This is a genomic window from Shewanella mangrovi (assembly GCF_000753795.1).
Classification (GTDB): Bacteria; Pseudomonadota; Gammaproteobacteria; order Enterobacterales; family Shewanellaceae; genus Shewanella; species Shewanella mangrovi.
In genome coordinates, this window is the sequence record NZ_JPEO01000006.1 from 93,561 (window position 1) to 113,370 (window position 19,810).

18 protein-coding genes and 1 pseudogene are annotated in these 19,810 nt (G+C 49.2%); 8 read left to right on the forward strand and 11 right to left on the reverse strand.

Annotated elements, in window-relative coordinates:
• Nucleotides 1-53: 53 nt before the first annotated feature.
• Nucleotides 54-1,958, reverse strand: a complete 1,905-nt coding sequence (locus HR45_RS10165) for a peptidase U32 family protein (RefSeq protein ID WP_037442564.1) — start codon at nucleotides 1,956-1,958, stop codon at nucleotides 54-56.
• Nucleotides 1,959-2,329: 371 nt separating this feature from the next.
• Here HR45_RS10165 and HR45_RS10170 point away from each other — a divergent pair, with 371 nt between their 5' ends.
• The 4 genes and pseudogenes from HR45_RS10170 to HR45_RS10180 all read left to right on the forward strand — a co-directional run bounded on the left by HR45_RS10170 (nucleotide 2,330) and on the right by HR45_RS10180 (nucleotide 7,223).
• Nucleotides 2,330-3,871 (forward strand): MFS transporter, encoded by a 1,542-nt coding sequence (locus HR45_RS10170; protein ID WP_037442566.1) that lies wholly within the window; start codon nucleotides 2,330-2,332, stop codon nucleotides 3,869-3,871.
• Nucleotides 3,872-4,232: 361 nt separating this feature from the next.
• Nucleotides 4,233-4,643 (forward strand): annotated as a pseudogene (locus HR45_RS19805) (methyl-accepting chemotaxis protein); the annotation flags it as partial.
• A 30-nt stretch (nucleotides 4,644-4,673) separates the two neighbouring features.
• Entirely contained in the window at nucleotides 4,674-5,051 is a 378-nt protein-coding gene (locus tag HR45_RS19810) for a CZB domain-containing protein (protein ID WP_430742022.1), read from the forward strand.
• Nucleotides 5,052-5,216: 165 nt separating this feature from the next.
• The gene (locus HR45_RS10180; RefSeq protein ID WP_037442570.1) at nucleotides 5,217-7,223 is read left to right on the forward strand and encodes a methyl-accepting chemotaxis protein; all 2,007 of its coding nucleotides are present in this window, start codon (nucleotides 5,217-5,219) and stop codon (nucleotides 7,221-7,223) included.
• A 67-nt stretch (nucleotides 7,224-7,290) separates the two neighbouring features.
• Here the strand turns inward: HR45_RS10180 and HR45_RS10185 are convergent, their stop codons facing one another.
• From HR45_RS10185 to HR45_RS10220, 8 genes are all read right to left on the reverse strand, one after another.
• Complete coding sequence (locus tag HR45_RS10185) at nucleotides 7,291-8,088, reverse strand: UDP-2,3-diacylglucosamine diphosphatase (protein ID WP_037442572.1); 798 nt, start codon at nucleotides 8,086-8,088, stop codon at nucleotides 7,291-7,293.
• 99 nt (nucleotides 8,089-8,187) lie between these two features.
• The gene (locus HR45_RS10190) at nucleotides 8,188-8,370 is read right to left on the reverse strand and encodes a hypothetical protein (protein WP_037442573.1); all 183 of its coding nucleotides are present in this window, start codon (nucleotides 8,368-8,370) and stop codon (nucleotides 8,188-8,190) included.
• A 180-nt stretch (nucleotides 8,371-8,550) separates the two neighbouring features.
• Complete coding sequence (gene nqrF / locus HR45_RS10195; RefSeq protein WP_037442575.1) at nucleotides 8,551-9,768, reverse strand: NADH:ubiquinone reductase (Na(+)-transporting) subunit F; 1,218 nt, start codon at nucleotides 9,766-9,768, stop codon at nucleotides 8,551-8,553.
• A 25-nt stretch (nucleotides 9,769-9,793) separates the two neighbouring features.
• Nucleotides 9,794-10,402 (reverse strand): NADH:ubiquinone reductase (Na(+)-transporting) subunit E, encoded by a 609-nt coding sequence (gene nqrE / locus HR45_RS10200; RefSeq protein ID WP_037442577.1) that lies wholly within the window; start codon nucleotides 10,400-10,402, stop codon nucleotides 9,794-9,796.
• 9 nt (nucleotides 10,403-10,411) lie between these two features.
• Entirely contained in the window at nucleotides 10,412-11,032 is a 621-nt protein-coding gene (locus tag HR45_RS10205) for an NADH:ubiquinone reductase (Na(+)-transporting) subunit D (RefSeq protein WP_037442579.1), read from the reverse strand.
• A gap of 1 nt (nucleotide 11,033) precedes the next feature.
• A complete protein-coding gene (locus HR45_RS10210) occupies nucleotides 11,034-11,804 on the reverse strand; it encodes a Na(+)-translocating NADH-quinone reductase subunit C (protein ID WP_037442581.1) in 771 nt (256 codons plus the stop codon).
• Entirely contained in the window at nucleotides 11,791-13,026 is a 1,236-nt protein-coding gene (locus HR45_RS10215; RefSeq protein ID WP_037442584.1) for an NADH:ubiquinone reductase (Na(+)-transporting) subunit B, read from the reverse strand. The genes HR45_RS10210 and HR45_RS10215 overlap by 14 nt, the downstream gene beginning before the upstream one ends.
• The gene (locus HR45_RS10220; RefSeq protein ID WP_037442586.1) at nucleotides 13,026-14,384 is read right to left on the reverse strand and encodes a Na(+)-translocating NADH-quinone reductase subunit A; all 1,359 of its coding nucleotides are present in this window, start codon (nucleotides 14,382-14,384) and stop codon (nucleotides 13,026-13,028) included. Before HR45_RS10220 ends, HR45_RS10215 begins: the two co-directional genes overlap by 1 nt.
• Before the next feature lie 553 nt (nucleotides 14,385-14,937).
• Between HR45_RS10220 and HR45_RS10225 the strand changes: the two genes are divergently transcribed.
• Genes HR45_RS10225 through HR45_RS10235 form a run of 3 tightly spaced genes read left to right on the forward strand, consistent with a single transcriptional unit; the run spans nucleotide 14,938 to nucleotide 18,190 of the window.
• Complete coding sequence (locus HR45_RS10225) at nucleotides 14,938-15,201, forward strand: chaperone NapD (RefSeq protein WP_037442588.1); 264 nt, start codon at nucleotides 14,938-14,940, stop codon at nucleotides 15,199-15,201.
• Between the two features lie 28 nt (nucleotides 15,202-15,229).
• A complete protein-coding gene (gene napA, locus HR45_RS10230; RefSeq protein ID WP_037442590.1) occupies nucleotides 15,230-17,713 on the forward strand; it encodes a nitrate reductase catalytic subunit NapA in 2,484 nt (827 codons plus the stop codon).
• A 51-nt stretch (nucleotides 17,714-17,764) separates the two neighbouring features.
• Entirely contained in the window at nucleotides 17,765-18,190 is a 426-nt protein-coding gene (locus HR45_RS10235; protein ID WP_037442816.1) for a nitrate reductase cytochrome c-type subunit, read from the forward strand.
• A gap of 143 nt (nucleotides 18,191-18,333) precedes the next feature.
• Here HR45_RS10235 and HR45_RS10240 read toward each other — a convergent pair whose 3' ends face one another.
• Nucleotides 18,334-18,978: a class I SAM-dependent methyltransferase gene (locus tag HR45_RS10240; protein WP_063266200.1), complete on the reverse strand. Its 645-nt coding sequence runs from the start codon at nucleotides 18,976-18,978 to the stop codon at nucleotides 18,334-18,336.
• A gap of 231 nt (nucleotides 18,979-19,209) precedes the next feature.
• Here HR45_RS10240 and HR45_RS10245 point away from each other — a divergent pair, with 231 nt between their 5' ends.
• Nucleotides 19,210-19,551, forward strand: a complete 342-nt coding sequence (locus tag HR45_RS10245; RefSeq protein ID WP_037442592.1) for a zinc ribbon domain-containing protein YjdM — start codon at nucleotides 19,210-19,212, stop codon at nucleotides 19,549-19,551.
• A gap of 80 nt (nucleotides 19,552-19,631) precedes the next feature.
• Here the strand turns inward: HR45_RS10245 and HR45_RS19415 are convergent, their stop codons facing one another.
• Nucleotides 19,632-19,772 carry a hypothetical protein gene (locus HR45_RS19415; RefSeq protein WP_156104055.1) on the reverse strand — a complete coding sequence of 47 codons (141 nt, stop codon included), beginning with the start codon at nucleotides 19,770-19,772 and terminating at the stop codon, nucleotides 19,632-19,634.
• Between the last annotated feature and the right edge of the window lie 38 nt (nucleotides 19,773-19,810).

Here is a 19,810-nt window from a genome sequence, read left to right on the forward strand (position 1 = left end):
AATAATGTCGGCTTGTTCGATGTAATCACAGCTCAGCAATGACTCTCTATGCGTTACAGGCGATTACTGCCTACCACCATCATTTCGCATTTCTGGCAGTCGAACACCAGCTTCAAGGTATCCTTACCGACTTCAAGTACCATAGGTTCCGCTTTAATCCCCGGCGTTTCTTTCGGACACAGGTTAAAGCTGTAGCGTAAACAGTGCTTGGTTATCATCAAGGGCGCATCGTTCAGTACTTGGTTCTTTTCGTATGCCGCATCAACTTCAATCACGCCATGCTGCTTATAAAACGCTTCCGCTTTATCGTTCAGCACATTACCAAGGAAGTTCAAATGCTTTTGCGGGAACTGCGCGTCTGCGCTGCGCGGCCATACCGGCGGACGTTGATAATTGTCGATTCGATATTGCTCGAACGCCTCAATCGCTTCACGGCGCAGCGCATTGAGCTGCCCAGCAGGTACAAACCAAGGCTGTGAGGTGGCAATATCGACCTTGCGGGCGTGATAACGGGTGCCACCCAGCTTGGCCAAACCTTTTTGCTGTTGGGCAATGGTTTTGTCAGCATCATTGGCTGCTTGCTTGTCGAGCGCACTGGTCAGTTCAATTTGGTGGCCGTGATCGTCTTGAATGCGCACCCCCAAGCCATTGTCGGTATCAAACAGGGTGATATCCACTTCAATCAAGCGCTTAGAAGATTCTTTGCTGAGAATCGATTCAAAGTCATGGTCAAGGTTACGGAACAGCTCCATACCCACGCGCAGATCGGCAGGAACATTTCCAGCCAGATACGCCCGCTTACCTTCAGCACGGTTAACGCGCAGCCCACTCAATTTAGCATCGGAGTGGATTGCTTTTTCAAAATCGATGGTGAAGTAACATAAGCCGTCGCCATTATGCAGTTGCTCGACTTCGCTCCCCGTGTGATCGACGTCCAACCAATCTTTACCAATCGCAGTAACTTTACCTGCTGGTTGCCCCAGATACTTAGGGGTGCGGAAGTCGTTTAAGCCACCGTGGCGTTGATTGACAAAGTAGTCGGTCTTACCACGGTTAAACGTTTTATCTGGATTTGGCACAAAAGTGTATTCGCAGCGGCCATGGGATGCTGCCTGCAGCGATGAATTACGCTCGAGAATTTTATCCAACTGCTGACGATAATGCGCCGTCACGTTCTTCACGTAACTCACATCTTTTAAGCGACCTTCAATCTTAAATGAGCGAATACCAGCGTTGATCAGCGCATCTAAGTTATCGGTTTGGTTGTTGTCTTTCAGCGATAGCAGATGTTGGTTTTCGGCCAGCTGCTCACCATCGCGGGTTTTCAGATTACATGGCAAGCGACACATCTGCGAGCACTCGCCACGGTTGGCAGAACGCTTCGAAAATGCATGGCTTAAGTTACACAAACCTGAGTAGCTGACACACAGCGCACCGTGAATAAAGAACTCCAAACGGGTTTTCACCTTGGCGGAGATATCGGCAATTTGCTGCAAGCTAAGCTCGCGCGCCAACACCACCTGCGAGAAGCCCACTTGTTCTAAAAATGCGACTTTATCTGGAGTGCGGTTATCGGTTTGGGTACTGGCATGCAAGGCAATTGGCGGCAAATCTAGCTGCAGTACGCCCATATCCTGCACGATAAGCGCGTCTGCGCCGGCATCATACAGTTGATGAATGAGCGTACTGGCTTGCTCCAGCTCAGCATCAGACATAATGGTATTCAGCGTGACAAACACCTGCGCGCCATAGCCGTGGGCAAATTCACTCAAACGGGCAATATCACTGACGCTGTTACCAGCGGTTGCTCGTGCGCCAAAGGCTGGGCCACCGATATACACAGCATCTGCGCCGTGACGAATGGCTTCAATACCGTAGTCGGCATTTTTGGCTGGCGACAACAATTCCAATTTGTTATCCAGAATGATGTCTTGAGATGGCGTGTAAATCTGCACCATGTTGAGAAGCTTCCAATATTAGCGAAGCGCGGATTATAGCAAAAAAGTGCCTAGGTCACAGTATTCAATCAGCACCGTTGCGCCTTGCAACGAGTGCGACTCTTTTCGCGACAAATCCATCTGCAAACAGCACAACTTAAGCTTGAATTAATAAAAGCACCAATAATCACTATTAATGACATTACAACATTGTTTTTAAATAAAAATATCTGGATTATTTATCAAAAAATCTTGCTTACTACAGGTCAAAACCGCTAGTTAGCTAGCAGTTTTGCTGCACTAATTTTGATTTTACAGTGAGTATCGGTAAAGTGTCGCGCGACCGATTCTATCTGCAACGCTGAGTCGCAGCATTCAGCCTGGAAAGAAATATGACAACAAGTAACCAGTACACAGGTAACGATCTCTCTGAGGTAAAACAGTTGGGTATGTGGGCGTCTATCGTCAGTCTCAGCTACGTCTTTTGGCTTGTCGGCGGCATGGAGCTGGTCGAGCGTATCGCCTATTACGGCGTGAAAACCAGTTCCGGTTTATATGCTAAAGCGCCCGAGTCTGCAGGCGGCCTAGGCATCAGCCTATCCGATTACGGCATCATCGTGTCGGTATGGGCATTTTTGCAAACCTTTGTGCCAGTATTTAGCGGCGGAGTTTCAGACCGTGTTGGCTATAAAGAAACAATCTTTGCTTCCACCATTATTAAGATTAGTGGTTATCTCTGTATGGCGTGGTTTCCCAACTTTTGGGGATTTTTAGTTGGCGCCATGCTGCTCGCAGGCGGTACGGGTATCTTTAAACCCGGAATTCAGGGCACATTAGCACTCTCAACCCAACGTAATAACTCGTCTATGGCATGGGGGATTTTCTACCAGGTGGTCAATATTGGTGGCTTCCTCGGTCCGTTGGTGGCGGTGCATATGCGCCAAATGTCATGGGATAAGGTGTTCTATGCCTGCGCCGCGATTATCTCACTCAACTTCCTGTTTCTATTGGCCTACAGAGAACCTGGCAAAGAAGCACGTTTAGCCCGTCAAGCCAAAATCAAACGTGGTGAAATCAAACAGGAATTTTTATGGAAAGATGCTTGGCATGAACTGAGGAAACCTATTGTACTCAACTATATGTTGGTGTTTGCGGGTTTCTGGTTTCTGTTCAATTCGTTGTTTGATGTGTTGCCCATCCACATCTCCGAATGGGTCGATACTAGCGTCATCGTCACCGGCCTATTTGGCGAACAAGGCACCTCAAATGGTGTACTGCAATTCTGGCTTGGTTTGAATAACGCTGGCACTAAGGTGATGCCTGAGGGCATGCTCAACCTCAATGCAGGCATGATTATGACCAGCTGTTTCTTAATCGCCGCTATCACCGCCAAGTATCGCATTACCACCGCAATGCTGGTCGGTTGCCTGTTCAGTATCTTTGCCTTTGTACTGATTGGTTTTACCCATGCGGCGTGGTTCATTGTGTTGGCGATTGCCATGTTTTCACTGGGTGAGATGATGATCAGCCCAAAGAAAAACGAGTTTATGAGTAATATCGCGCCCGAAGGCAAAAAGGCGATGTACTTAGGTTTTGTCATGCTGCCACAAGGCATAGGTTGGAGTTTAGAAGGCTACTTTGGCCCCAAGCTGTATGAGATGTTTGCCTCAAAAGAGCTGTTCTCCCGCGAATTGCTGGCCGAGCGTGGCATGCCGCAAAGGCAAATTGAGCAAATCCCACAAGGGGAAGCCTTTACCAGCTTAGTCAGTTTTACTGGCGAGCAGCCAAGAACCTTGACCGAGTTACTCTATCAAACCCACAACATCGGCTATGCTTGGTACATCATCGCCGCCATCGGCACTTTCTCTGCGGTTGGCATTTATCTCTATGGAAGATGGTTATTTAAGCTGCAACGGGCACAAATTACGCATTAAAACTACATCTTTTAGCTAATAACCCTCCTATGACTAAGACAATGTGCTACATTTTCAAGCATATCTTTTGGTCATAGGAGTGTGGCTAATCATGTGGTTTACTGCTAAATATCGACAGCGGATTAGTTCTTTAGAACAACAACTTGCAAGCCAACAATCTCACCACCAGCAGCAAATTGCCGAGCTGCATCAAACTATTCAGGAATACGAACAAAACCAACAGACGCAAGCGGCCGCCAGTCACGGCTTTGCAGAAGCAATGGCTTGTCAAATCATGGGCGGTGAGATGTTGCATTCAACCCGTGAGGCCATGCTCAATAACTCAGAAAATTTGCAGCATGAGAATCAAAATCTGGCGCAAATGAGCGCGGTATTTGAACAAACCAAACAGGCCGTTATCCACCTCAACAGCCGCGCTAAAGATCTTAATAGCCACTCACAAAAGAGTCGGCAGTCAGTTTCTCAGCTCAGCGACAGCACCAATAGCATCAGTCGTTTTATTACTGATATTCAGGCGATTTCAGAGCAAACCAACCTGTTGGCATTAAACGCCGCAATTGAAGCTGCACGCGCCGGAGAAGCGGGACGCGGCTTTGCCGTCGTTGCTGATGAAGTGCGCAATCTTGCCGCCAAAGCGCATGAAGCCAGCGATCAGATTGAAAGCTTGGTGAAAGAGATCATGCAACAAGCACAAAATATTCAAGACGTGTCTGGCCATACCTTTGAATGTGCTACCCAAGTTGCCAGCTCATCCGATCAAATCGACTCGGTGGTGACTCAGGTGCTTAACAACGCAGAAAAAATGCAGCAAGTCATTGGTCATAGTGCCACCATTGCCTTTCTGACCACCACCAAACTTGACCATGCCGTATGGAAAAACCACATCTATAAGCTGATTGAACAACAAGACATGCATGAAGCAGTCAACACGCATCAACAGTGTCGTTTAGGGGAATGGTATTATCGTGGTGAAGGCGCCGAGCAATATCAAACTCTGCGCGGCTTTCGCGACTTAGAAGCACCGCACAAATTGGTGCATGAGTCTGGCAGCAAAGCGCTCAGTGCAAGACGGAATGGCAATATTGCCGAAATGGTACGGCAACTCAAAACAATGGAAGATGCCAGTTTGCAGGTGGTACAAGCGATAGACCAAGTGATATATCACGCCACCCGCGACTAATCCGCAAACAGCTACGCGATGGTGATTTACCGAAGCATCATCGCGTTAGTCACTTATTTTCCAAGCGCAGCGACTGAATCTGTTACATCAAATGTATTTGCGAAATCCTTCAGCTGTACTTTATTTATAAGCTGTGATCGGCAAATAGAAAGTTAAGGACAACAAATGATCTCCATTGCGAAGCTCACCTCATGGTTTGACCATCTCAGTGTCAAACGAAAGCTGCAACTGATGACCCTGCTATTCATTGCCGCCATCGCGATTTTAATTACCTACACGCTACTCTCAATCAAGCAACAGGAAAACGATGCTCTGGTGATCAACATTGCGGGGCGCCAACGCATGTTGTCACAGAAGATCACCAAAGAATTTTTTCTCGCGCTGCAACTGGCCAAGCAAAATGACAGCAAAGTGAATTTGTCTGCCGTCGAGAAATCTGAACAACTGTTTGATGTTTCTCTAAATTCATTGACCAATGGTGGCACCAGCTATCTCGATTTGACGATGAAAAATGCGGTCACCCTTCCCGCAGCACCAGCAGCAGTGGCAACGCAACTCGAACAAGTGAAACAACTGTGGCAACAGCAGAAAAGCAGCATCAGCAAGCTCGCACAAACCACCTATAGCGCCGCCGATTTACAAGCCTTAAGCGAGCTAAGTGTGCAAGTGCTGGCAAATATGAATAAAGCCGTGGTGATGTTGAGCGACGACTCGGAAGCCAAAATTGCCGCAATGGAGCGCAATCAACTACTGATCACCAGCATCTTTTTAGCGGTGGTGATCCTGCTGTCGATCATCATTCGCAACAGTATTCTTAAGCCATTGCATCAAGCATTGCGTACCACGAAACGTATCGCCAACGGCGATCTAAAAGATTATGAAGAGCAGTCCCATCTGGATAATGAATTGGGAGAGCTAACCGCCAATATTGAGCATATGCGCATCGCACTGCACGATGTGATTGATGTGGTCCAAAAAGAAGGACGGCAGATGGCCCACTCGGCGCACCAAGTTTCTGATGTATCAGAAGAGATTTCGCATAGCAGCATGCTTCAGCAAGAAAACTCAACCCATGTGCTTTCAGCAATCACCTCACTGCTCGATACCTCAAAAGTCGTCAGCGATAATATCGACAACACCGCCAAACTCTCGCAAAGCACCCTGAAAACGGCGCAAGATGGCATTCTGCTGGTGAACGATAGCATTGCCCAACTAAGCGATGCCGTGGTGTCAGTAAATCACACCGCTGAGCAGATGGAAGAGCTTAAAAACTTTACCGAGCAGATTAGTGAAATCACTGAATCGATTCGCAATATTGCCGAACAAACCAACTTGCTGGCACTCAACGCTGCCATTGAAGCCGCTCGTGCAGGAGAACAAGGCCGGGGGTTTGCAGTGGTTGCAGATGAAGTGCGCAACCTCGCCGCCAGAACCTCCAGTTCCAGTACCGAAATCTCAGAACTCATCACCCAATTAACCAGCAAAGTCAGCACCTCAGTCAACTCCATGCACCAAGTGGTAAACGCTGTGCATCAATCACAACAAACGTCGCAAAAAACCGTCGAGTCTTTCACCAGCATGTCAGATGGTGTCAGCAATACGACCGAGCGCGCTAATTCCATCGCCCAGCTAAACCAGGAGCAGGTGAACAGTCTTGAGTATTTGAATGACAAGCTGCAGGAACTGTTTATGGTACTTGAGGAAAGTAGTGGTAAAGCGAAAACCACCTCTCTGGTTGCCAGTGACCTGTATGAAATTTCGGAGCAACTAGATAAGCAGCTGCGTGGCTTTACTACCGAACAAAGCGAGTCGATTCCAATGGCGCAGAATGAGCAACGCCGCACACCTCGCGCCGACAATAAGTTACGTGCCAATGTGATTCAAGGAGCGCTGGTCGGCGAAGGTTTGAGTAGTGACATCAGTATGGAAGGTATGAAGCTGCGCTCCAGCGATAAGTTTTCAGAAAAAGACCCAGTAGCAATTGAATTTCATCTGCCGAAAGACTTCGCCAGTAGTGCCAGCAAGCTGCGCGTAACCGCAAGAATTGTGCACACCGCCAAGACCCAAGACCACTATAGCTACGGGCTAAGATTCCAGGACCTGTCCAATACTAGCCAACAGCAACTGAAACAATTATTTGCTTACTTCAAACGGCCATACCGATACAGCTAAGTGGGGATAACGAGCGATGCAAAAATGGCAGCCTTGACTGCCATTTTTCTCATGTAGCGCAATGACGTCAGCCAGTAACCACGGCTTGTTGTGGTACTAAGCGCGATAGCGGCTTTTTGGCTTCACTGTAATGATTCAGCTCCAGACGGCCATCAAGATGCTCTATCACTGCAGTACAATTTTCTACCCAATCGCCGGTATTGATATACAGCTTGCCGTTTTGCTCAAGCAATTCGGGAAAATGAATATGGCCGCACACAATACCATCAACATCCGCCTCAATAGCACGTTGCAGCGCCGCATTACGAAACCGCGCCATGGCGCGTTCAGCTTTGCTGGAGCAACGTTTTAACATGCGTGCCACTGACTGATATTGCCAGCCAACACTGCGGCGGAACAGGTTCCAGATACGGTTTAGAAACAGCACCAAATCGTAAGCACGGTCGCCAAACCAAGCCTCCAACTTGCTGGAACATAATAGGCGGTCAAACTCATCGCCATGCAACAGCAGCAGTCGCCCGTGATGCGGACTTTGGTAGATGTATTGCTGATGAATTTCAATCAGATCAAACGCGCCGCCCACATACTGCCGCATCTGCATATCATGGTTACCGGGAATATAGATCACCTTGCAACCGTTGCGCGCCCGCTGGCGTAGTGTTTCAAAGACTTGCTGATGCGTTTCAGGCCAATAATGGCGTCGACTCAACGCCTGCATATCGACCACATCGCCCACTAAAAACAGTTGTTCCGCGTGATGTTTTTCAAGGAAGGCAAGCAGGTATTCTGCTTTACAGTGTTTTTCGCCAAGGTGTAGATCAGAAAGCCAAATCGCCCGATGGTAGGCGGTAAATGTCTGCGTCATGCCCAACGATTCCTTGCTGTATTTTCGGCAGCAACAGACTAGGCATTAGGTTTTACAGCGCCGTGACATCCACTTGATGGTTTTGTGACAAGGTAAATATTAGTGCTGGCCGGAGGCGTGTTTAGCTGCTGTGGATGTGGTGCTGGCTTGCTGGGATATCGAGCTGTGGTTATCAGGCATCAGCCATTGATGAATGGCATCTTTATGTGCAGTAAACATATACACAAACACACAAAGCAGGATCGCGGCTGCGATAGTAAATGGACATTTTAACCGTTGCATGAACAATTCCTTTTGCCTGAACCAGTTAATCGCCAAATAGCACGACTACAGTACTTCAGGCTATTTGCTGTGTTAAACACCATGTAAAACATCATGCCTAAAAGGTGAAACATACGCAACAATAAGTAACATTAAAAAAACAACGCCACGTTAGCAGTGGCGTTGTTTCAGACTGATGTGCTAGCCACCAAAATCATCCAGCAGGATGTTATCACGCTCTACGCCAAGGCTTTCCAGCATAGCGATAACTGAGCTGTTCATGATAGGAGGGCCACACATGTAGAACTCGCAATCTTCCGGTGCTTTGTGGTTTTTGAGGTAATGCTCGTACACCACGTTGTGAATAAAGCCGGTGTATCCAGTCCAGTTATCTTCTGCCAGCGGCTCAGACAACGCCAAGTGCCAGTTGAAGTTATCAAACTCGGCGGCCAGTGCATCAAAGTCCTCTTGATAGAACACTTCACGCAGTGAACGCGCACCGTAGAAGAAGGTCATCTTACGACTGGTTTGACGAGTTTTCAGTTGGTCAAAGATGTGCGAGCGCATTGGCGCCATACCTGCACCACCGCCAATAAACACCATTTCGTTATCGGTTTCTTTGACAAAGAACTCACCAAACGGCCCAGAGATAATCACCTTATCACCCGCTTTCAGGTTAAAGATGTAAGACGACATCTGTCCGGGTGGCACTTTATCGTTTGGCGGTGTCGCAATCCGCACATTCAGCATAATTCGGCCCTTCTCGGCCGGATAGTTGGCCATGGAGTAGGCGCGCATCACCTCTTCATCGACTTTAGAGACGATGTCAAACAGGTGGTGTTTTTCCCAGTCTTCACGGAATTTTTCAGGGATATCAAAATCCTTGTAATGTACCGTATGCGCAGGTGCTTCAATCTGAATGTAGCCGCCAGCTTTGAATTTGACCTCTTCGCCTTCTGGCAGCTTCAGCAGCAGCTCTTTGATGTAAGTCGCAGTTGAGCGGTTAGAAATTACCTCACATTCCCACTTCTTAACGCCAAAGATCTCTTCTTCCAGCTCCAAGTCCATGTCAGATTTCACTGCCACCTGACAGGCCAAGCGACAGCCTTGCTTAGCTTCTTTCTTGGTGATGTGTTCCAGTTCTGTTGGCAGAATATCGCCACCACCAGATTTCACATGCACGCGACATTGGCCGCAGGTACCACCGCCACCACAAGCTGATGGCACAAAGATATCTTTACTGGCCAATGCGCCCAGCAGCTTGCCGCCGCTCGACACAGTGACACTCTTGTCGTCATCGTCGTTGATGCGCAGGGTGACATCACCACTTTCCACCAAACGACTTTTGGCAAACAGAATAATTATTACCAGCAGGCATACCACCAGGGTAAACATGCCGATGCCATAAATCATTTCCATCTGTATGTACCTTCTGTTGATTGCCTTACAGGGTGATACCAGCAAATGACATAAAGCCAAGCGCCATCAAACCTGTGGAGATAAATGTAATACCGATGCCTTGTAAGCCTTCTGGGATATTGTTGAACTTCAATCGTTCACGAATACCTGCCAGCAACACAATGGCAATCGCCCAACCAGTACCAGCTGCAGTGCCGAATACGACCGATTCACCAAAGTTATAATCACGGTTTGACATGAAGATAACCCCAGCGAAAATTGCGCAGTTCACGGTCAGCAGCGGCAGGAAGATCCCCAGCGTTTGGTACAGTACAGGTACGTACTTATCCAGCACCATTTCCAGAATTTGCACCAGTGCGGCAATCACCCCGATAAAGGTAATCAGCTGCAGGTAGCTCAAATCCAGATTAGGCAGCCCGGCCCATGCCAATGCGCCCGGTTTCAGTACCCAGGTGTAAATCAACTGGTTCACCGGCACAGCCAGCAGCATCACCACAATAACGGCAACGCCCAGACCAAACGCCGTAGACACTTTCTTCGATACCGCCAAAAAGGTACACATACCGAGGAAGAACGACAGCGCCATGTTGTCGATGAAGGTCGCCTGAATAAACAGATTAATATAGTGTTCCATGTCGGCTCCTTACTTGCGCTTACGGCGGGCAATGTTAACCACCCAGATAATCACGCCAATCAAGAAGAAGGCGCTTGGCGGCAACTTGAACATCTCATTCGGCAAATACCAGCCACCGTTGGCCACGGTTTTGATAATCTCATGGCCAAACAACGAACCAGCACCAATCAGCTCACGAACAAAGGCGACCGACAGCAGAATAAAACCGTAACCCGCTGCGTTACCAATAGCGTCAAATACAGACAGTAGTGGCGGCTCTTTCATCGCGAAGGCTTCAGCCCGGCCCATCACGATACAGTTGGTGATAATCAAACCAACAAATACCGACAGCTGCTTAGAGAGATCTGGCGCGATATCTTGCAGCACCATATCCACCACAATCACCAAAGACGCGATGATGGTCATCTGCGCAATAATGCGCACACTGTTAGGAATGAACTGACGAATCGCCGAAATAAACAGGTTGGAACACACCAACACAAAGGTTACCGCCAGTGTCATGACCAATGCGGTTTGCATTGAGTTACTGACCGCAAGCGCCGAGCACACCCCCAACACCTGCATGGCAACCGGGTTGTTGGCGAAGATCGGTGAAACAACTAAATCACGGGTTGATAAACGTGCGCTCATGTTACACCCCCGCCGCTTTTAACTTTTGCAGCAGTGTTTCGTAACCCTCTGTACCAAACCAGAACTGGATAAGCTTTTGCACACCAGCACCGGTACGGGTTGCACCGCTGACACCATCAACACCATTGACATCATCTGGCGCCGCACCACCTTTAACAATTTTCAGCGCCACATCGCCGCTGTTGTCATAGATCTGCTTGCCATGCCAAGTAGTACGCCATTCTTCACGGTTAACAAAGTCACCAATACCTGGGGTTTCACCGTGTTCGTAAAACACAATGCCTTCAACGGTATTCAGGTCTTTTTCCATGCCAATAAAACCATAGATAATTGACCACAAACCTTTACCGTAAATCGGTAACACCACAGTTTGCAGTTGACCTTGGTCGTCGTTCACTTTGAAGATACGAATGTTGTTTGCGCGGGTTTTGATGCGCGCGATATCTTTATTAATCGTGCTAGAAGTCTCTGGATTGATCGCCGCCATGCGGGTATCAAAATCAAGCAGATCTTCTGCTGGCACTTGCTCACCACTGTCCAGATTGACTAATACCGGGGTGACTTTGGCCTTAAAAATATCGCGGAAGTTATCATGGGTGACGCCTTCAACATTGGCTGCCACCAGCACGTTACGCATCAGTTCATCGCGTTGCTTGGCGAGCTTACGCTCTTTGAGCACATCGGCAGTGCCAGTGATCATGAAGGAACACACAAGGCACAGCACAATGGTGAACACCATAGTGCCCACAATACTGTCTTTATTGAATGCCATTACGTTTCATCCTCCGTTTGATATTGAAACGTGCCACCAGCGAGTCCATCAACGGCGCCCACAAGTTGGCAAATAGAATCGCCAGCATGATGCCCTCAGGCATCTTGACGTTAGCAACGCGGATCACTACGGCCATAAAACCCACCAACAAACCAAACATCAGTTTGCCCGGACGGGTATAAGCGGTCGTCACCGGATCGGTCGCCATAAACATCATCCCCAGAGCAAAGCCACCTGTGACCAGATGCCATGTCCAAGGCATGGAGGAGTAAACGTTTTTCGCATCGCCAAACAGGTTGAATGCAGTTGCAGTCACGATCATGCCCAGCAGTACACCAGCCACAATGCGCCAGTCAGCTAAACGAGTGATAAGCAGCACACAACCACCCAGCAATAAAGCCAAGGCACTGGTTTCACCCACGGCGCCCACTTCAAACCCTAAGAAGGCATTCCACCAGTTAGCATCGGAAAATGCCTGATACCAGCTGTAGTCAGCCCCCGCGAAGCTCAGCTTCTGTGCCAGTCGGCCACCTTTAGCGGCAATTTCCAGCGTGGTAGCACTGGTATAGCCATCAACGGCCACTAGCTGATGCGCAGTGGACACTTCAGTTGGATAGGCAAAGTAGATAAAGGCAAGACCCGCCAGCGCAGGGTTCAGGAAGTTATATCCCATACCACCAAATAGCTCTTTCGCCACCACCACACCAAAGCTGATGCCCATAACGACCAACCACAAGGCGATGTTGGCCGGCATACACAAGCTAAAGAGTAACGCAGTAACAAAGAAGCCTTCATGCAACTGCTGCTTCCGTACTTTGGCAAACACCACTTCCCAAAACAGCGTGGTAACTAAGGCCGCTAAGTAAATTGGCAGGTAGTAAATCACCCCATATACCACCAACCCAGCAACACCGGTTTCGGCAGATAAGGGACCAAACAGCGCGGCAAAAATGGCCTGATGCCAAGTGTCAGGCAGCTTAGCACCACCCGCCAATGCCAACTGCGCTTGCAGACCGATGTTATAGATGGCAAACAGAATGGCCGGTAGCAGGCACATGCCAACGATGGTCATGGTACGTTTAACTTCAATCGCATCACGCACATGCACTGTATCTTGAGTACTGCCACCGTGGCCGATAAACAGCGAACGGAAAAAATCCTTAATCGTGCTACCAGGCGCGTAATAGGCGTCCTGAGCACCGGGTTTATTGGAGTTACTCATTAACCTTCCCTCTCGATGATCGTCAGACAAGCACGCAGCTCCTGACCGAAGTCGTACTTACTTGGGCAGACAAAGGTGCACAGCGCCAGATCTTCTTCATCCAGCTCCAGAGCGCCCAGCAGTTGCGCTTCATCGGTGTCACGCACCACCAAATCACGTACCAACAAGGTCGGCAGAATATCCAACGGCATCACTCGGTCGAGCTGACCAAACGCCATCATGGCACGCTTAGCGCCACCAACATGGGTGGTCATGTCGTACAACTTGCTTGGTAGGAAACGAGAAATAACGGTACGAGTGATGGAGAATTTATCGGCGCCGGGACGCACCCAAGGTAAAACGCCTTGCGTGTGATCTTCTTTGAGCACTGACAGTTGCAGCTTAAAGCGGCCAAGGAAATCCAGTTCATCTTCAGCCTTATGGCCGGATAACACTGAACCGGATACGACTCGAGCAAGCTCAACATCTTTGATCTGTCCGGCCACCAGTTCACTGGCTCTCGCACCAATCACGGTACGGATAAGACGAGGATCGAGCACTGAAGGACCTGCCAACGAAATCACGCGGCTACTGTCCAATTGCCCTGTGGCAAACAATTTACCAACCGCAATAACGTCTTGATAGTTAATGTGCCAAGCCTGACGCTCCAGATTCACCGGCATCAGATGATGGATATGGGTACCCACCAAGCCTGCTGGATGCACACCTTGGAAACCATAACTTTCAACACCGTCGATATCACTGCCCGGCAGCGAGTCCTTACCGTCGTGACACAAGAACACTGTGCCGTCGGTCAGTAACCGCAGCACCTTGATACCATAAGCAAAATCATCGGCCGCGTCGTTAATCACGACACGAGGGTCAGCCGCCAACGGATTGGTATCAACAGCGGTAATGAATAAGCCAGCCGGAGCAGAGCCCGGTTTTGGCGCACGGGAGAATGGACGGGTACGCAGTGCTGACCATAAACCGCTATCGAGCAGCTTTTGCTGCACCGCTTCACGGTCTAGCGTATTGGTCTCTGCCGCACCGAAATCGATGGCGTCATCACCATCACAATCGATAACAACAGATTGCAGCACGCGACGTTCACCACGGTTAACCGCAGACACAACACCTGCAGCAGGGGCGGTAAAACGTACACCCGGATTGCTTTTGTCTTCGAACAGCGCCTGGCCTTTTTTGACCCGATCACCAACTTCTACCAACATGGTTGGCTTTAAGCCAACATAGTCGCTGCCTAAAAGCGCAACTTGTGAGGTAGTGGCGGCCGGTTCAATGATCTGCCTGGGCGCTCCAGAAATGGGCACATCAAGGCCCTTTTTTACTGTGATTACACGCTCAGAAGTACTTGACATTGCGGATCGCTCTCAAGATTTTAGGAAACTGTTCACATGGTATATTCGCGTCAATAAATTTTCCGTCATCTAAATCACAGAAGCCTAAAAATTTGTAATATAAATACGAAAATCGCACTAATTTTCAGCTTTAATCGACATAGCAGCTTAAAAAAGCCGATTTATTACGTTTTTTTATTTCATAAAGAACGTTTAGCTACTTTACTGAAACTTACTTTAGCATCTGTGAGATGGCGAAAAGTGCAGTGCAGCTGAAGGCATTGCAGCGAAGAAATCATGAAACTCGCGGCAAGTTTGGCACTCCAGCTCAGCTGCGGGTTAACGAAATAACCACTCCCTGTATTTCTCCCCCACTACGAAGCAAAAGCTAAATGAGTGCCACCTAAATCATCCGGTTATGCGAAGCGGATCACGCCAAAAACTTGATGCGGATCGCCAAACGCCGCGTTTACCTCCCTTGAGGTATATTCCCGCACATTTTGTAAGTTCTAGACTTTTCCTAACTTAACAACAGGGCGAGCTAAACACTGCCCATAAGTCGAGGACTGACGTCATGTCTCACGCAGCCGAAGCGGAATTCCATATCACCAGTCTGGTGATCCACGCAGCCATTGCTGAGCAACAGCAACTCACCACCATCCTCAATGGGCTGGCCGGTACTGAGGTACATGCCTGTACTGCCGACGGCAAATTGGTGGTCACCATCGAAGGTGATTCGCAAAAACAGTTACTCGACCAGGTTGAAACAATTAACGGCCTCGCTGGCGTCTTGTCCAGCAGCCTGATCTATCACCAAGTTGACAATGTCAGCCACTAAATAACATCAAGAAAAACGAGGAAACACCATGAGCATTAGTCGCCGCGAGTTCCTTAAAGCCAATGCTGCTGTCGCCGCCGCCACAGTCGTTGGCGCCACGCTGCCGGTAAAAATGGTCGAAGCTGCTGAGCAAGCCGATAACATCAAATGGGATAAGGCCCCTTGCCGCTTCTGCGGTGTAGGTTGTTCGGTATTGGTCGGCACCCGCGATGGCCGCGTTGTCGCGACCAAAGGCGATCCAGAAAGCCCAGTTAACCGCGGACTTAACTGCATCAAAGGCTACTTCCTGTCGAAGATTATGTATGGCAAAGACCGCCTAACCACGCCACTGCTGCGCATGAAAGATGGCAAATACGATAAAGAAGGCGAGTTTACGCCAGTCTCTTGGGATGTGGCGTTTGACACCATGGCGGAGAAATGGAAACACGCCATTCAGACCAAAGGCCCAACCTCAGTCGGCATGTTTGGCTCCGGCCAATGGACCATTTGGGAAGGCTACGCCGCTGCGAAATTGCACAAAGCCGGTTTCCGTACCAACAACATCGACCCGAACGCACGCCACTGTATGGCTTCAGCCGTAGGCGGTTTTATGCGCACTTTTGGTATCGACGAGCCAGCCGGTTGTTACGATGACTTTGAAGCCGCTGACCACTTTGTATTGTGGGGCGCGAACATGGCCGAAATGCACCCAATTCTGTGGGCACGTTTGTCTGGCCGTCGCTTGAACAATGCCAACGGCAAAGTGCACGTCCTGTCGACCTTCCAAAACCGCTGCTTTGACTTGGCCGACAATGCCATCATCTTCCGCCCGCAGTCTGACTTGGTGATTTTGAACTTTATCGCCAACTACATTATTCAAAACAACGCGGTGAACACCGAGTTTGTTAACAAACACACCAAGTTTGCCTTGGGTACCACCGATATCGGTTACGGCCTGCGCCCCGATCATCCGCTGGAGAAAAAAGCCAAAAACCCAGGGAACGGCAAATCTACGCCAATCAGCTTTGATGAGTACGCCAAGTTCGTCAGCAGCTATACCCTGGAATACGCTAGCGAAATGAGTGGCGCGCCAAAAGAGCAACTGCTGGAGCTGGCTAAGTCTTACGCCGATCCAAACGTGAAAGTGATGAGTTTGTGGACCATGGGCATCAACCAACATACCCGTGGTGTGTGGGCCAATAACATGCTGTACAACATTCACCTGTTGACCGGTAAAATCGCGACACCGGGTAACAGCCCATTCTCACTGACCGGCCAACCATCGGCCTGTGGTACTGCCCGTGAAGTGGGCACCTTTGCCCACCGTCTGCCAGCCGACATGGTGGTAGCGAAAAAAGAACACCGCGATATCTGTGAAAGCGCTTGGGGACTGCCAACAGGCACAATTCCACCGAAACCCGGCTACCACGCCGTATTGCAAAGCCGCATGCTGAAGGATGGCAAACTCAACTGCTACTGGACCATGTGTACCAACAACATGCAGGCGGGACCTAACATCAACGAGGAGATCTACCCGGGCTTCCGTAACCCAGCCAACTTTATTGTAGTGTCAGATCCCTATCCAACGGTGACCGCGTTAAGTGCCGATCTGATTCTGCCAACCGCAATGTGGGTTGAGAAAGAAGGTGCCTATGGTAACGCTGAACGTCGTACCCATATGTGGCATCAGCAAGTGAAAGCACCCGAGGGAGCAAAGTCAGACTTGTGGCAAGTCGTGGAGTTTGCCAAACGCTTTAAAGTCAGTGACGTCTGGCCTACCGAGTTAGTGGCGCAAAAACCAGAATACGCCGACAAAACGCTGTACGACATCCTGTTTGCCAACGGCAAAGTTAATCAATTCCCAAGCAGTGACTGTAAAGGTGAGATGAATGATGAAGCAGCAGATTTCGGCTTCTACATTCAAAAAGGCCTGTTTGAAGAATACGCTGCCTTTGGTCGTGGCCACGGTCACGACTTAGCCAAATTCGATGCCTACCACGAAAGCCGCGGTATGCGCTGGCCAGTAGTGAACGGTCAGGAAACCAAACGCCGTTTCGTTGAAGGCTCAGATCCTTATGTCAAAGCAGGTGAAGGCTTCCGCTTCTACGGTAAACCCGATGGCAAAGCCGTCATCTTCGCCCTGCCTTATGAACCTGCGGCAGAAGAGCCAAACGAAGAGTTTGATCTGTGGCTGAGTACCGGCCGCGTATTGGAACACTGGCACACCGGCACCATGACCGCGCGCGTCCCCGAGTTATATCGCGCCTTCCCCGATGCACAAATCTTTATGCACCCGGAAGATGCCAAAGCCCGTGGCGTAGCACGCGGTGATGAAGTCATGGTGTCATCTCCTCGTGGTCAACTCAAAACGCGAGTGGAAACCGATGGCCGCAACAAACCGCCGCGCGGTGTGGTGTTTATGCCATTTTTCGACGCACGTCAGTTGGTCAATAAGCTGTTGTTGGATGCGACCGATCCACTCTCCAAAGAAACTGACTTTAAGAAATGTCCGGTGAAGGTAGTGAAAGCCTGATAGTGGCTGAATCAACACGCTAATTTGCCCTCAACAGGCGGAGATAGAATGATGAAAAAATTTATAACTGTTGCTGCACTGCTGATGTTATCAGCCTGCAGCGGCCAACAAAATCAAGCAGCCACTGCACCGGTAAACGTGCAATCACTGGCCGGTAACCAACCAGTGCCTGTGACTCAGGACGCTGCGGCAATGGCAAGTTACCCTAAAAAAGGGCATGCCATTAGCCGTAACTTTGCTGAGCAGCCACCGCTGATCCCGCACAAGGCGGATTACAGTATCAGCTTGGATCGCAATAGCTGTATGAGCTGCCACGCGTGGAATAAAGCCGAGCGCATGAAAGCCACGCCGGTGGCGAAATCGCATGTAATTGATGCGCAGGGCACGCTAAATGGTAAGAACTATTTCTGCACGCAATGCCATGTGCCGCAGGCCGACAACAAGGGTGCCTTAGTCGGTAACAGCTTCAAGATGTAACGCGTCAAACATCGTCTGCTGGTGATTCCTGGCAGCGGACGATGACCGTTTACCGCATCAAGGAATGACGAGGTAACGGGGGAAAACGATGAGACCATAGTCAATAACGCTATGGCCTCATCTTCTTTATCTGACAGTCCCTGCTAGCACTTACGTAAAATCGCCACCCGAGGCGCCTGCCACTCAAGCAGTTCAAAGCCGTATTGCTGACAAATCCAGTCATACGTCTGTCGATGGAAAAAGCTCACATGAGTGGGATCGCGGGTGTAGTGCCAATCATAGAAGTGTTCAAACGACAGCCAGCTATCGGTCATCACACCAAGCAAGCCATCTTTTGGCAACAGGCTGGCCAGTTGCTGCAGTTCAGTTGCCGGTTGATGAAAATGCTCAAAGCATTCGCTGCAGACAATAAAGTCGTACTGATGTTTAAGGGGTATCGGGAAAAAGTAGGGATCGTAGTTATCACAGCTAACCTGCTGCTCAGCAAAGAGTGTTGGCATAGCGGGTCCTGGGCCACAGCCAAAATCCAGTCCTTGCATTCCGGCGCGCAGATATTGGCGCATTGGCGTAGCTAAGCGTGACAAGAACTTCAAATAACCGACATCTTCGGGATTATTTTCGTGGGTCGCATAATAGGCCTGCTCCTCCGCTAGACTCAGGTGGCATTTAGGTGCCATAAAAATCAGCTGACAATGGCTGCAATGGTAGTAGTCACGTTTTACCCGCGTAGCAACTAACTGTTTTTCCTGAGTATCACCACAAAGTGGGCATTTGAGCATCAATGTCATCACGTTCGCCAATAAACTGCTATGGCGCACACTTTAGCATTTCTGCGGCTGTAGCTCATCTTTGTCAAAATCACGCTTCGGCGAAAAAATAACGACAAACAATGAATCCCTACTGAGTTTATGGTTATAATCCCGCGCCCAAAGGAGCTTAACGCTAACCTCAAGTTAAGTTTTCCTATTTAGTTGTGCGCCCAAGGGCGGACGTTAATCGAGATAAAAAGAGATTTAACCATGAGTGAACTGCCGAACTGCCCAAAATGCGAATCTGCTTATACCTATGAAGATGGCAGCATGCTGGTATGCCCTGAATGTGGCCATGAATGGAATCCTGCAGAAGCTGCAACGGCCGACGAAGACACACTGATTGTCAAAGATTCCAACGGCAATCTGCTCGCTGATGGCGATACCGTTACCGTGATTAAAGACCTAAAAGTAAAAGGCGCATCGAACCCGCTGAAAGTGGGCACTCGCGTGAAGAATATTCGTCTGGTGGAAGGTGACCACAATATCGATTGTAAAATCGATGGCTTTGGTGCAATGAAACTCAAATCTGAGTTCGTTAAAAAAGCCTAAGGCCGCAAGATCCAAGTCGTGAATGACGTGATCGCGTAAATATTGAGTATAAAAAAACACCCGGGTTTTCCGGGTGTTTTTTATGCGTGTTTCACGGTTTTTGGTGTCAGCACGTGAGAGCTGCGTTGTGATTTAGTCACGTCTTTTTTGGCTTTGGCTTCAACTGGTGCAACCGCAGCGTCAAATAACGCACTAACCCAACCACCTTGATAAGCTTTCATGGAAATACCCCTGTCAATTTATTCGACTAAAGATTAAT

Coding starts and splice junctions, on each gene's coding strand:
- HR45_RS10240 (WP_063266200.1), bottom strand. CDS start 18,978: ATGACATTGATGCTCAAATGCCCACTTTGTGGTGATACTCAGGAAAAA.
- nqrF (WP_037442575.1), bottom strand. CDS start 9,768: ATGGAAATGATTTATGGCATCGGCATGTTTACCCTGGTGGTATGCCTG.
- HR45_RS10205 (WP_037442579.1), bottom strand. CDS start 11,032: ATGAGCGCACGTTTATCAACCCGTGATTTAGTTGTTTCACCGATCTTC.
- HR45_RS10215 (WP_037442584.1), bottom strand. CDS start 13,026: ATGAGTAACTCCAATAAACCCGGTGCTCAGGACGCCTATTACGCGCCT.
- HR45_RS10235 (WP_037442816.1), top strand. CDS start 17,765: ATGAAAAAATTTATAACTGTTGCTGCACTGCTGATGTTATCAGCCTGC.
- HR45_RS10180 (WP_037442570.1), top strand. CDS start 5,217: ATGATCTCCATTGCGAAGCTCACCTCATGGTTTGACCATCTCAGTGTC.
- HR45_RS10185 (WP_037442572.1), bottom strand. CDS start 8,088: ATGACGCAGACATTTACCGCCTACCATCGGGCGATTTGGCTTTCTGAT.
- HR45_RS10220 (WP_037442586.1), bottom strand. CDS start 14,384: ATGTCAAGTACTTCTGAGCGTGTAATCACAGTAAAAAAGGGCCTTGAT.
- HR45_RS10225 (WP_037442588.1), top strand. CDS start 14,938: ATGTCTCACGCAGCCGAAGCGGAATTCCATATCACCAGTCTGGTGATC.
- nqrE (WP_037442577.1), bottom strand. CDS start 10,402: ATGGAACACTATATTAATCTGTTTATTCAGGCGACCTTCATCGACAAC.
- HR45_RS10165 (WP_037442564.1), bottom strand. CDS start 1,958: ATGGTGCAGATTTACACGCCATCTCAAGACATCATTCTGGATAACAAA.
- HR45_RS19415 (WP_156104055.1), bottom strand. CDS start 19,772: ATGAAAGCTTATCAAGGTGGTTGGGTTAGTGCGTTATTTGACGCTGCG.
- napA (WP_037442590.1), top strand. CDS start 15,230: ATGAGCATTAGTCGCCGCGAGTTCCTTAAAGCCAATGCTGCTGTCGCC.
- HR45_RS19810 (WP_430742022.1), top strand. CDS start 4,674: ATGCAGCAAGTCATTGGTCATAGTGCCACCATTGCCTTTCTGACCACC.
- HR45_RS10190 (WP_037442573.1), bottom strand. CDS start 8,370: ATGCAACGGTTAAAATGTCCATTTACTATCGCAGCCGCGATCCTGCTT.
- HR45_RS10245 (WP_037442592.1), top strand. CDS start 19,210: ATGAGTGAACTGCCGAACTGCCCAAAATGCGAATCTGCTTATACCTAT.
- HR45_RS10170 (WP_037442566.1), top strand. CDS start 2,330: ATGACAACAAGTAACCAGTACACAGGTAACGATCTCTCTGAGGTAAAA.
- HR45_RS10210 (WP_037442581.1), bottom strand. CDS start 11,804: ATGGCATTCAATAAAGACAGTATTGTGGGCACTATGGTGTTCACCATT.